10 protein-coding genes are annotated in these 12,227 nt (G+C 71.4%); 7 read left to right on the forward strand and 3 right to left on the reverse strand.

Features of this window, described 5'->3' with window-relative positions; translation table 11 throughout:
• Nucleotides 1–122: 122 nt before the first annotated feature.
• On the forward strand, nt 123–1,808 hold the full coding sequence (locus AB0K92_RS24970) for a ribonuclease J (RefSeq protein ID WP_166003080.1): 1,686 nt from the start codon (nt 123–125) through the stop codon (nt 1,806–1,808).
• A gap of 488 nt (nt 1,809–2,296) precedes the next feature.
• Here the strand turns inward: AB0K92_RS24970 and AB0K92_RS24975 are convergent, their stop codons facing one another.
• A complete protein-coding gene (locus AB0K92_RS24975) occupies nt 2,297–3,415 on the reverse strand; it encodes an acyl-CoA desaturase (RefSeq protein WP_365926280.1) in 1,119 nt (372 codons plus the stop codon).
• Nucleotides 3,416–3,422: 7 nt separating this feature from the next.
• The gene (locus AB0K92_RS24980) at nt 3,423–4,481 is read right to left on the reverse strand and encodes a ferredoxin reductase (protein ID WP_365926282.1); all 1,059 of its coding nucleotides are present in this window, start codon (nt 4,479–4,481) and stop codon (nt 3,423–3,425) included.
• An 87-nt stretch (nt 4,482–4,568) separates the two neighbouring features.
• Between AB0K92_RS24980 and AB0K92_RS24985 the strand changes: the two genes are divergently transcribed.
• The 5 genes from AB0K92_RS24985 (at nt 4,569) to AB0K92_RS25005 (ending at nt 9,486) form a co-directional block, all read left to right on the forward strand.
• Nucleotides 4,569–5,708, forward strand: a complete 1,140-nt coding sequence (locus AB0K92_RS24985) for a helix-turn-helix domain-containing protein (RefSeq protein ID WP_365926284.1) — start codon at nt 4,569–4,571, stop codon at nt 5,706–5,708.
• A 252-nt stretch (nt 5,709–5,960) separates the two neighbouring features.
• The gene (locus AB0K92_RS24990) at nt 5,961–6,656 is read left to right on the forward strand and encodes a transposase (RefSeq protein ID WP_365926286.1); all 696 of its coding nucleotides are present in this window, start codon (nt 5,961–5,963) and stop codon (nt 6,654–6,656) included.
• Nucleotides 6,657–6,669: 13 nt separating this feature from the next.
• Nucleotides 6,670–7,974 (forward strand): 4-carboxymuconolactone decarboxylase, encoded by a 1,305-nt coding sequence (pcaC, locus tag AB0K92_RS24995; protein ID WP_365926288.1) that lies wholly within the window; start codon nt 6,670–6,672, stop codon nt 7,972–7,974.
• A 39-nt stretch (nt 7,975–8,013) separates the two neighbouring features.
• Nucleotides 8,014–8,649, forward strand: a complete 636-nt coding sequence (locus tag AB0K92_RS25000) for an MBL fold metallo-hydrolase (RefSeq protein ID WP_365926325.1) — start codon at nt 8,014–8,016, stop codon at nt 8,647–8,649.
• A 57-nt stretch (nt 8,650–8,706) separates the two neighbouring features.
• The gene (locus tag AB0K92_RS25005) at nt 8,707–9,486 is read left to right on the forward strand and encodes an exodeoxyribonuclease III (protein WP_166003085.1); all 780 of its coding nucleotides are present in this window, start codon (nt 8,707–8,709) and stop codon (nt 9,484–9,486) included.
• A 71-nt stretch (nt 9,487–9,557) separates the two neighbouring features.
• Here the strand turns inward: AB0K92_RS25005 and AB0K92_RS25010 are convergent, their stop codons facing one another.
• Complete coding sequence (locus AB0K92_RS25010) at nt 9,558–11,318, reverse strand: SGNH/GDSL hydrolase family protein (RefSeq protein WP_365926327.1); 1,761 nt, start codon at nt 11,316–11,318, stop codon at nt 9,558–9,560.
• Between the two features lie 173 nt (nt 11,319–11,491).
• Here AB0K92_RS25010 and AB0K92_RS25015 point away from each other — a divergent pair, with 173 nt between their 5' ends.
• A complete protein-coding gene (locus AB0K92_RS25015; protein ID WP_365926290.1) occupies nt 11,492–11,899 on the forward strand; it encodes a DUF6278 family protein in 408 nt (135 codons plus the stop codon).
• Nucleotides 11,900–12,227 lie beyond the last annotated feature (328 nt).

Consider the following 12,227-nt stretch of genomic DNA (forward strand, 5'->3'; position numbering starts at 1 on the left):
GACGACCGTCTCCAGCCGGCCGCCGGCGTCATCGGATCGTCCCGGACACCCGTTGTGGTGCCCCCACCCTGTCGGGAGGAGGTAATGGATCACTCTGTCCGCTCTCCGGGTACCGTCGGGGTATGAGTCATCCGCACCCCGAGCTGAAAGCCGCACCGCCCCTTCCCGAAGGGGGGCTGCGGGTCATCGCCCTGGGCGGCCTGGGTGAGATCGGCCGCAACATGACCGTCTTCGAGCACGCCGGCAAGCTGCTCATCGTCGACTGCGGCGTGCTGTTCCCCGAGGAGACCCAGCCCGGCGTGGACGTGATCCTGCCGGACTTCACCTCGATCCGGGACCGGCTGGACGACATCGTGGCCGTGGTCCTCACCCACGGCCACGAGGACCACATCGGCGGCGTGCCGTACCTCCTGCGCGAACGGCGCGACATTCCCGTCGTCGGCTCCAAGCTGACGCTGGCCTTCCTGGAGGCCAAGCTCAAGGAGCACGGCATCCGGCCGCGCACGGTGCGGGTGCGGGAGGGCGACCGGCGTGGCTTCGGGCCCTTCGACTGCGAATTCGTGGCGGTCAACCACTCCATCCCCGACAGCCTCGCGGTCGCGATCCGCACCCGGGCCGGGATGGTGCTGCACACCGGCGACTTCAAGATGGACCAGTTCCCTCTCGACGACCGCATCACCGATCTGCGCGCCTTCGCCCGCCTCGGCGAGGAGGGCGTGGACCTGTTCCTCACCGACTCCACCAACGCCGAAGTACCCGGCTTCACCACCTCCGAGCGGGAGCTGAACCCGGCGATCGAGCAGGTGATGCGCACCGCTCCACGCCGGGTCATCGTCTCCAGCTTCGCCAGCCACGTACACCGCATCCAGCAGGTCCTGGACGCCGCCCACCAGCACGGCCGCAAGGTCGCCTTCGTCGGCCGGTCGATGGTCCGCAACATGGGCATCGCCCGTGACCTGGGCTATCTGAAGGTCCCCTCCGGTCTGGTCGTGTCCACCAAGGAGCTGGAGAAGCTCCCAGACCACAAGATCACTCTGGTGTGCACCGGCTCCCAGGGCGAACCGATGGCCGCGCTGTCACGAATGGCCAACCGCGACCACATGATCCGCATCGGCAAGGACGACACCGTCCTGCTCGCCAGCTCCCTGATCCCCGGCAACGAGAACGCCATCTACCGGGTGATCAACGGACTCACCCGGTGGGGTGCCCACGTGGTCCACAAGGGCAACGCCAAGGTGCACGTCTCCGGGCATGCCAGCGCCGGCGAACTCGTCTACTGCTACAACATCGTCAAACCCCGCAACGTCATGCCCGTCCACGGCGAATGGCGCCACCTGCGGGCCAACGCCGACCTCGCCATCCGTACCGGTGTCGACCCCGACCGGGTCGTCATCGCCGAGGACGGCGTCGTCGTCGACCTGGTCGACGGGCGCGCGTCCATCACCGGCAAGGTCCCCGCCGGCAATGTCTACGTGGACGGCATGGAAGTCGGCGGCGCGACCGAAGCGTCCCTCAAGGACCGCCTCACCCTCGCCTCCGAAGGCGTGCTCACGGTGGTGGCGATCGTCGACGCGGACACCGGCGCCCTCGCCGAGGCCCCCGACTTCCTGGCCCGCGGATTCGTCCACGACGACGCCACCTTCGAGCCGGTCGTCCCCGTCATCGAGAAGACCCTGGCCACCGCGGCCGAGGAAGGCGTCGGGGACGCGCGACAACTCGAACAGCTCCTCGCCCGCGCCGTGGCGAACTGGGCGTTCCGCACCTACCGCCGCAAGCCCCTCATCATCCCCGTCATCATCGACGCCTGAGCAACAGCCCGGCAGGCGTCCGGGGTCGGACGCCGATGCGCACGAGGTGGAACCCGGCCACGGGTTCCTGATGTCAGCTTCATCACCGGCCCACAGGGTCGGCCCGTACGAATCGCGCCCGGTTTCGCCCGGACGCGCCCGTGGGGCCCGGTGGCGGGAGCGCTGCGCCGGGCATCCCGCAGCCGCTCCAGCAGCTGGCCTGCCGCCCGAGCAGCAACATGACCGCCAACGGGCATCCAAAGCGCGCACAGCCTGGTGTACCGGCCAAGGGAGGAGAGGAAGTCCGTCAGACATGACGATCATGTGACGCTCCGGCCGCCTCACAGCCCGCGCCCAAGGCAGGAAAACCCCATGTGACCTGCAGATTCTGCCGTCCACACACCTCGTGACGTGTTTCCGATGACGCATCACGTGGAGTGCGTGGCGATACTGGAGCCTGCGGACAAGGGCGCCTGACCTCGGGTTCGTGAGCCAGGCGCCTGTGACAATCAGGCGGCGACGAGCTCCTGCTCACGGTCCGGCGTTTTGACCTCGGGCTTCTTGTTCGGCAGCGAGAGCCGGAAGACCTTGCGCCACGCGGAGAACACCTGTTTGGGCAGCGGTCCGGTGACGTACTCCAGCTCGTACTTCTCGAACAGCGCGCGCACCTTCACCGCGACCTCGGCGTACCGGTTGCTCGGCAGGTCCGGGAACAGGTGGTGCTCGATCTGGTGCGACAGGTTGCCGGTCATGAAGTGCATGGCCCTGCTGCCGCTGATGTTCGCCGAGCCCATCATCTGGCGCAGGTACCACTGGCCGCGCGTCTCGTCCTTGATCGACCGGCGCTCGAAGACCTGCACGCCCTCGGGGAAGTGCCCGCACATGATCACCGAGTGGGACCAGATGTTGCGGACCAGGTTCGCGGTGAACGTGGCGGCGAGCGTGTGGAGGAACGACGGGCCCGACAGCAGCGGGTGGATCACGTAGTCCTTGAGCACCTGCTTGCGGATCTTGCGGCCCACGGCCCTGGCCCGCGCGCGGAACTCCGGGTTCTTGCGGCGGCGCTTGTGCAGGTTCTTGCCGAGCTCCAGGTCGTACGCTGCGATGCCGTACTCGAAGAAGCAGGCGTTGATGAAGTTCCACAGTGGCTGGCCGAGGTGGAACGGGTGCCACTTCTGGTCCTCGTCGACGCGCATGATGCCGTAGCCGAGGTCGTTGTCCTTGCCGATCACGTTGGTGAACGTGTGGTGCAGCTCGTTGTGCGAGTGCTTCCACTGGTCGGCCGGCGAGACGTGGTCCCATTCCCAGGTGGTGGAGTGGATCTTCGGGTCGCGCATCCAGTCCCACTGGCCGTGCAGGATGTTGTGGCCGATCTCCATGTTGTCCATGATCTTCGCCACGGACAGGCCGGCGGTGCCGATGATCCACGCGGGCGGGAAGATCGAGAACAGCAGCACGCCCCTGCTGACCAGCTCGAGCTTGCGCTGCGCCGAGATGACCTTGCGGATGTAGGCGGCGTCTTTCTCGCCGCGGCCGGCGATCACCTCGTCGCGGATCGCGTCCAGCTCGCGGCCAAGCTCCTCGATCTGGTCCGCCGTCAGGTGGGCGGTGGGGTCGATGGCGGTCAAGGTGCTCCTACCGTTCGATGTCGCAGGGGCCCGCCGCGGCGGACACGCAGGTCTGGATGAGGACGCCCGGCTCGGCCTCGGTGATCTCGCCGGTGCGCAGGTCGCGGACGGCGCCCGCCTTGAGCGGCGTGACGCAGGCGAAGCAGATGCCCATGCGGCACCCGGAGGGCATGAGCACGCCGGCCTCCTCGCCGACGTCCAGCAACGGCGTGGCGCCGTCCGCGTCGACGGTCTTGCCGGTGGCGCTGAACGTGACCTCGCCGCCGCCGTCGCCGGCGACGATGATGCTGGGGCGGAAGCGTTCGGTGTGCAGGCGCTCCGGTACGCCGTGCGCGCTCCAGTGCTTCTCGGCGGCGTCGAGCAGGCCGGCGGGCCCGCACGCCCAGGTCTCTCGCTCGGCCCAGTCGGGCACGAGTTCGCCGAGGCGGGCGATGTCGAGCTTGCCGTCCGTGTCGGTGTGCACCTCGGTGAGCCGCAGCTTCTTGTCCGCGACCAGGTCGTGCAGCTCGTTGCGGAAGATCACATCTTGCGGCCGTGGCGCACTGTGGACCATGACGACGTCGTCGAACTCGGTGTCGCGCAGCATGCCCATCACGGGTGTGATGCCGCTGCCGGCCGTCAGGTAGAGCACCTTGGCGGGCGTGGCCTGCGGCAGTACGAAGTCACCGGTCGGCTGATCGAGCTGGATCAGCGTGCCCGGTTTGGCCCTGCGGACCAGGTGGTTGCTGACCTTGCCGTCCGGGATCGCCTTCACGGTGATCGTGACGCGGCCGTCCTGGCGGTTCGTCGGCGAGGTGAGGGAGTAGGCACGCCACAGGCGCACCCCGTCGACGTCGACCCCGATCCGCACGTACTGGCCGGCCCTGTGGCCGCGCCAGCCCCGACCCGGTCTGATCACGATGGTCGCGGCGTCACGCGTCTCGGGGTGCACGGCCTCGATGCGCCCCCGCAGGTCGGCGCCCGCACGCAGCGGGCTGACCAGGTCGAGGTAGTCCGACGGCAGCAGCGGTGTCGTGACCATCTCCATCAGTTTCCACGCCCTGCCGCGGAGGGCCGCACTCATCATGACTCCAGCTTGCTGCGCCTCAGGGCGTAAAGTCCTGACCGCAGGACGTGAATCTGATCGGCTGAATTGTTCGCAGGGAACAAAGACGTGAGCCATGCAATCCGGAGGGCCAGCGAACTGGCCCTTGATGAGGCGACGGTCACCGCACTGCGGGCCGCGCTGAAGACCACCGCCGACGAGGTCGTCCAGGCGATCATCGACGAGGTCCCTTCCTACGCCAACGCCCTGTCGGGCAGCATGGGCGGCACCATCCGCCGAGCCGTTCGCACCGCCCTCGGGCACTACTTGGACCTCGCGAGCGGGAACGCCGCGGGTGGCGGCGGCGGTGACGCGGCCTACGAGCTGGGCCGCGGCGAGGTGCGCGACGGCCGGTCGATGGACGCCCTGCTCAGCGCCTACCGCGTCGGCGCCCGCGTGGCCTGGCGAAGCCTGGCAGCGGGCGCCGTGTCCGCAGGTCTGCCCGCCGCCGAGGTCGCCAAGTTCGCCGAGCTGACCTTCGCCTACATCGACGAGCTCTCCGCCGCGAGCGCCGCGGGCCACGCCGACGAACTGACCGCCCAGGGCAGGGCCCAGGAGCGCCACCTGGAACACCTCGCCCGCGACCTCCTCGCCGGCGCGAGCCCGGACGTGCTGCTGGCCTCTGCTCAACGGGCCGGATGGCAGCCTCCGGTTACGCTGACGGCGGTCCTGCTGCCCGCCGCTCAGGCCCGGCCTGCCTACCGCGCGCTCGACCCGAGCACTCTCGTCCTCGACGATTTGCCGGACACCACCGGTGTGCTGCTCGTCCCCGATGCCGACCGATCACATCTCTTGCGGCAGCTGACCGACCGCACCGCCGTGGTCGGCCCGGCCCGGCCATGGACTCATGCGTCCGCCTCGTACGCACGAGCCGTACGCGCGCGCTCCCTCTCCTCTGATATCCGCGACACCGAGGACCACCTGCCCGAGCTGGTGCTGAGCGCCGACGTGGACGCGTTCGCAGACCTGCGTGCCCGAGCCCTCGCACCGTTGCGCACCTTGCCTGTCGGGACCGCACGGCGGCTGGAGGAGACGTTGCGGGCGTGGCTGCTGCACCAGGGCAGGCGGGACGAGGTGGCGGCGGCGTTGTTCGTCCATCCCCAGACAGTCCGGTACCGGATGTCGCAGCTGCGGGAGCTGTTTCCCGATCTCGCATCACCCCACCGGGTCCTTGAACTGACGCTGGCGGTCGGTCTTCGGACCAGTTGACGCGCACTTCGACCGTCCACGAACTCCCGGCGGATCCCGGCCTCGTGCTCGGTGTCTGCCTGGACGTCCTTGGCAGCCGGGACGGTTCGGGCGAGCGACGCGATCAAGGCGCAGCGGGTCGGCTGACAGGGAGCGTTCCACCACGAGACGCCCACCTGCCGATGCGTCAGGCCCGCGTCTCGCACGACCAGCCACACCCGGTCGCGACTGACCGGGAGGCGGCTGAGGAGGACGCCGGTCGCGTCGAGCACCGTGTTGGCGAAGGTCGGGCTGTTTGACTTCCTGGGCACCCACATGCATGGCGATGGGCCAGGAAAGGCCGTCCTCATCCGTGCCGATCCGCAGCTGAGAGAGGAACTGGCCGGGCCGGGCGATGCAGAGCTTTTCCGCACGTGCGCAGGGCTCGTCGACGACAGGCTGAACCATGAGGCCGGCGAGGGGGCGGTGCTTCACGTCACCCACGTCACCCTGGGACTCCTGGCCCGGCGCATCGGGCAGCTCAGCGAAGAGGTCCAGGACCTGGAAGGCCGCCTGACCCGGCTGGTGGAGCGCCACGCTCCGCAGCTGCTCGCGGTGGTGGGCATCGGTCCGGACACAGCCGGCACTTTGCTGATCACGATCGGACACAACCCGGAACCCCTGGGCAGTGAGGCGTCGTTCGCGGCGCTGTGCGGTGTCAGCCCGGTCGAGCGTTCCTCGGGCAGTCGGCAGTACCGTCGCCTGAACCGGGGCGGTGACCGGCAAGCGAACGCGGCGCTGCACCGGATCGTGCAGACCCGCCTGCGCGTCGACCCGCCTACCCAGGACTACTACGAACGCCGCAGCAAGGAGGGTAAGACTCGACGTGAAATCGTCCGGAGTCTCAGGCGATACGCGGCCCGGGAGGTGTTCTACCTGGTAAGACCTGCGCGGCCGCAACCCTCGTATAGGGGCAGTCGTGAGACGTGAGAGGGTCTGGGGCGTGAGTGAGACACCACCGAACACCCTGCAATACCGCTTCGACGGGCCAGAAGACGCTCCGGTCCTGATCCTGGGTCCCTCACTGGGTACCACCTGGCACATGTGGGACCGCCAGGTCCCGGAGCTGGCGAAGCAGTGGCGCGTCTTCCGGTTCGACCTGCCGGGGCACGGCGGCGCCCCCGCCTACCCCGCGGCCTCCGTCGCGGAGCTGACCGCCCGGCTGCTCGCCACCCTCGACGGCCTCGGGGTGCAGCGCTTCGGATACGCGGGCTGTGCGCTCGGCGGCGCCGTCGGCGTGGAGCTGGCCCTGCGCCACCCGGAGCGGCTGGCCTCCCTCGTGCTGATCGCCGCCTCCCCGCGGTTCGGTACGGCGGACGAGTTCCGCCAGCGCGGAGTGATCGTCCGGACGAACGGCCTGGACCCCATCGCCCGTACCGCCCCCGACCGCTGGTTCACCTCCGGCTTCGCCGCCGCCCAGCCCGCGATCACCGACTGGGCGGTGCAGATGGTGCGCACCACCGACCCCGGCTGCTACATCGCCGCCTGCGAGGCGCTCGCCACCTTCGACGTCCGCCCGGAGCTGGGCCGGGTGGGCGTGCCGACCCTGGTGCTGGTCGGCTCCGAGGACCAGGTCACCGGGCCCGCCGAGGCCCGCACCCTGGTCGCCGGGATCCCGGACGCCCGTCTCGCGGTCGTCCCCGGCGCCTCCCACCTGGTGCCCGTCGAGCAGCCCGCCGCGGTCACGGACCTGCTGGTCACCCACTTCTCCACGGCCTGGCAGCCGCTCGTCGACCCGGGCACCGGCCAGATCGCCATCACGACCGCCCCGGTCAAGCCGGTGCTCGCCGCGGTGCCCCCGCAGGCCACGATCGCGCCCATCGCCGAGATCGCCCCGGCCGCCGAGCAGCCGCACGCCGTGGGTCGGCCGGACCCGTACGACGCCGGGATCAAGGTGCGCCGGGAAGTGCTCGGCGACGCGCACGTGGACCGGGCACTGGCGCAGGCGGACGAGTTCTCCGGGGACTTCCAGGAGTTCATCACCCGCTACGCCTGGGGGGAGGTGTGGAACCGGCCCGGCCTGGACCGCCGCACCCGCAGCTGCATCACCCTCACCGCCCTGGTCGCGGGCGGCCACCTCGGTGAGCTGGCCTTCCACACCCGCGCCGCGCTGCGCAACGGCCTCACCCCCGCCGAGATCAAGGAGGTGCTGCTGCACGCCGCCGTCTACTGCGGCGTACCGGCGGCCAACAGCGCCTTCAAGGTGGCCCAGGAGGTCATCCGCGAGGAGACCACGCCCCAGGAGTGAGCACCCGTTGCGGGCGGGCGGCAGGATGGGCGCATGAAGCTGAAGCTCACGAAGAAGTCGCACGCCTGTGTCCGCCTGGAGAAGGAGGGGCGCACGCTCGTCCTCGACCCCGGCGGGTTCAGCGAGCCGGACGCCGCCGCCGGCGCGGACGCCCTCCTCGTCACGCACGAGCACCCCGACCACTTCGACGAGGGACGGCTGCGCGCGGCGCTGGAGGCGAACCCGGCCGCGGAGATCTGGACGTTGAAGGCGGTCGCGGACCAGCTCTCGGCGGCCTTCCCGGGACGGGTGCACACCGTCGGCCACGGCGACACCTTCACGGCCGCGGGCTTCGACGTGCAGGTCCACGGCGAACTGCACGCGGTGATCCACCCGGACATCCCGCGCATCACCAACGTCGGCTACCTGATCGACGGCGGCAGGGTCTTCCACCCCGGCGACGCCCTCACCGTCCCGGACCACCCCGTGGAGACCCTGATGCTCCCGGTGATGGCCCCCTGGAACAAGATCTCCGAGGTCATCGACTACGTCCGCGAAGTGCGCCCGCAGCGCGCCTACGACATCCACGACGCGCTCCTGACCGACCTCGCCCGCCCGATCTACGACCGTCAGATCGGCGGGCTCGGCGGCACGCGGCACCTGCGGCTGACCCCCGGCGACTCGGCCGAGGTGTGAGCACCCCCGCCTGCGGGCGGCACCGCGTTGTCAGTGCCGCCCGGTAGGTTGTGAGACATGCGCATCGCGACCTGGAACGTGAACTCGATCACCGCCCGCCTGCCGAGGCTCCTGGCCTGGCTGGAGAGCAGCGGCACCGACGTGCTCTGCCTCCAGGAGGCCAAGGTCGCCGAGGAGCAGTTCCCGTTCGCCGAGCTGCGCGAGCTGGGCTACGAGGCGGCGGTCCACGCGACCGGCCGCTGGAACGGCGTGGCGGTGCTCTCCCGTGTCGGCATCGAGGACGTGGTCAAGGGCCTGCCCGGCGACCCCGGCTTCGACGGCGCGGTCGAGCCCCGCGCGATCTCCGCGACCTGCGGCCCGGTCCGCGTCTGGTCGGTGTACGTGCCGAACGGCCGCGAGGTCGAGCACCCGCACTACGCGTACAAGCTCCAGTGGTTCGAGGCCCTGAGGGCCGCCGTCGCGGGCGACGCGGGCGGCAGCCGCCCGTTCGCCGTCCTCGGCGACTACAACGTGGCGCCGACCGACGACGACGTCTTCGACCCGGCCGCCTTCGAGGGCTCCACCCACGTCACCCCGGCCGAGCGCGCCGCCCTGGCCGCCCTGCGCGGGACGGGCCTGGAGGACGTGGTCCCGCGCCCCCTGAAGTACGACCACCCGTTCACGTACTGGGACTACCGCCAGCTGTGCTTCCCGAAGAACCGCGGCATGCGCATCGACCTGGTCTACGGCAACCAGCCGTTCGCCAAGGCCGTCAAGGACGCCTACGTCGACCGTGAGGAGCGCAAGGGCAAGGGCGCCTCGGACCACGCGCCGGTCGTCGTCGACCTCGACGTCTGAGGCACACCCGGACGCCCCTGACACCCGTACCGGCCTCAAGACCCGTACCGGCTCAAGACCCGTACCGGCCCTCACAGCGACCGCAGGTCCACCGACTCCGCCAGCGCCGCCAGCCCGGCGTCGCCCGGGTGCAGATGGTCCCCGCTGTCGTACGCGGGCAGCATCCGCGACGGCCGCGCCGGGTCCCGGATCACCGCGTCGAAGTCCAGCACCCCGTCGAACACACCGGCCCGGCGGATCCAGTCGTTGACGGCGGTCCGCTCGGTGTCGACGGCGGTGGTGCACCGCGCCTCGCCCTCGCACGGCAGGATCGTCGCCGCCAGCACCCGCAGCCCGCGGGCGTGCGCGCGGTCGGCGATCTCCCGCAGCCCGGCCGTCACCCGCGCCGCGCTCGTGCCCCAGCGCACGTCGTTGACGCCCTGGAAGACGACCACCGTGCGCGCCGAGGTCTGGGCGAGGACGTCCCGGTCCAGCCGGTGCAGGGCGCTCACCCCGCCCGAGGCGGCCGAGACCCCGTCGCCGGGGTAGACGTCGGTGACCACGCGGTTCGCCGAGATGCCCTGGTTGAGCACGCCGTAGCGCGGCACCCCGGTCTGCGCCAGCAGCCGCCGGGCCAGCACGTTCGGCCAGCGCCGGTTGGCGTCCACCGTCGACTTGTCGCCGTCCGTGATGGAGTCGCCGAGCAGCACCACCGAGCCCGGCCCGCCGCCCACGTCGACGCCGGTCAGCAGCGGCCAGCTGGTGATGACCGTGGTGTACGCGCCGCCCGTGGCGTCGGCGGCGTGGTCGCCGGCCTCGCTGACGTACGACCGCTGCTGGGCGAGCCGGTGCACGGGCGCCGCGGGCACCGTGCCCGGGAGGTGGAAGCTGACCAGCAGATTGGTGTCCGGCGGCACCTCGAAGTCGAGGGGGTCGCTGTAGGCCTGGGCGCCGGCCGGGACGACGGTGCCCGGCGCGCCGCGGAACCGCACCGGCACCGGGGTGCCGGCCGCGGCCGCGCCCGCGTCCTGGACGGCGACGGTGGCGCTGCCGATCCGCACCGGGGCGGCGGCGAAGGTGTTGTCGAAGCGCAGCCGCACCCGCGGCCCGCCCGCCGAGGTGTGCACCACCAGCCGCAGCGTCCGGTCGGTCCACGGTCCGACGGACGGATGGCCGGAGGTCGCCGCCGACCAGCTGCCGGTCCAGCCGCGTGCCGCCGCCCGCACCGACACCGCGAACACATGCAGTCCGGCCGCGCGCGGCAGCCGTACCGAGACCACCTCGCGGCCCGGCGCGACCGGCACCGTCACCACGTACAGCCGGGCCTGCTCGGCGAGTTGTCCGGCGGGCGTGTTGATGTGCGGCAGGGCCACCGCCTTGGTGGCGAGGGGACCGCGGCGCCAGTCGGGGGCGGTCAGCAGGTAGGAGGAGCGGGAGCCGTCGGCGTATCCGACGGTGCCCGAGCCGGTGACGTCCTGTCCGGTGGTGCCGGTGACGAGGAAGGCGAGGGCGTCGCCGCGGCCGTGCACGCGCACCGTCTGGCCGTCGGCGACGACGTTGTCCGGCTCGCCCGGGACCCGTTTCGGCCAGGTGAGCCGGGCGCCCTGCACGGTGAGCGCGCGGCCGGGCGTCCAGCCGGCCGCGGCCAGGTCCCGGGCGGACAGGGAGGCGCCGGCGCCGTCGAAGTCCGCGCCGGCCGGGCGGGCGTCGTCGCTGACGGCCCGGTTGTCGAACAGCTGGGTGATCGGCCGTGGTTCGGCGCGGCGCTCGCCGGTGGCCTGCGCGGCGGCCGCCGGGATCACGGACGCGCACACCAGGAGGACGACCGCGAGCCCTCGGACCCCTCGACGCACCAACCGGACCTCCCGGATCAGGGAACACGGACACCGCCCCCGTGAAGCTAGGCAGGGGCCGGGGAGCCGTCAACGAACCACGGGCGAAGACGGCGTGAAACCGCCCGCGGGCGTGGCCGGGATCGTCCGCGTGCCCTGTGGTGCGCCGCCGGTACGAATGTCAGTCTGGAGCTATGAACATCCCTTTCCTGGGCCATCGCCGCACGGAGCACGGGGCGCCCGATCCCGCGGGGATCGCCGGACTCCTGGCCGAGTGCGAGCTGCTGCGGTCCCAGGCGGGGCAGGCGGGGGTCCGCCTCGACGACACGCCGGCCTCCCTGGAGGCGCTGGACCAGCTGCCGCCGCGCTGGCGGGACGACGCGGAGATGCTGCTCCGGCTGGGCAACGACGCCGGCCTGTATCTGGGCACCGTCGTCGTGCGGACCGTGCCGGGCGCGGCCTGGGAGATCCGCCCCGACGGACAGCCGGTCGTCCTGCTCCCCTCCGGGCGCGAGGTGGACGTGGTGGCCGCCGGACAGGAGTGGGCGGCCAGTGGGGTGCCCGAGCTGTCCCAGCTGTACGCCGAGGTCGCGGGGGCCTGAACCGGGGCCTGAACCGGCGCGGACCCGGCCCGCAACCGACACCAGCCGCCACCCATGCGCCGTAAATACGGCTAATGCCCGAAAAGTGCGTGTCGCTGCTCAACTCCCCGCCATGGTGGATAGCTTGCGGCAGCCACGACACGGCGTGTCCCGAGCCCGGTTGACGCCCCGTGGTCAGGGCGTCCACCGACCGGCCGCCCCCAGCGCGCCGGAACTCGACTACGATGAGCCGTTCATCCCCGTGGCGGGGAAACTCTCGCCGATTCGCGTCGGGATGCGCGGACCCAGGGGGCAGCGGTACCAGAGCCGGGCCGTCCGGCCGCGGCCG

This window comes from Streptomyces sp. NPDC052687, from assembly GCF_040678395.1.
In the GTDB taxonomy this organism is placed as follows: domain Bacteria; phylum Actinomycetota; class Actinomycetes; order Streptomycetales; family Streptomycetaceae; genus Streptomyces.

Excerpts from the sequence above, each read along its gene's own strand:
- AB0K92_RS24970 (WP_166003080.1), top strand. The coding sequence starts at position 123 with ATGAGTCATCCGCACCCCGAGCTGAAAGCCGCACCGCCCCTTCCCGAA.
- AB0K92_RS24980 (WP_365926282.1), bottom strand. The coding sequence starts at position 4,481 with ATGATGAGTGCGGCCCTCCGCGGCAGGGCGTGGAAACTGATGGAGATG.
- AB0K92_RS25005 (WP_166003085.1), top strand. The coding sequence starts at position 8,707 with ATGCGCATCGCGACCTGGAACGTGAACTCGATCACCGCCCGCCTGCCG.
- AB0K92_RS25015 (WP_365926290.1), top strand. The coding sequence starts at position 11,492 with ATGAACATCCCTTTCCTGGGCCATCGCCGCACGGAGCACGGGGCGCCC.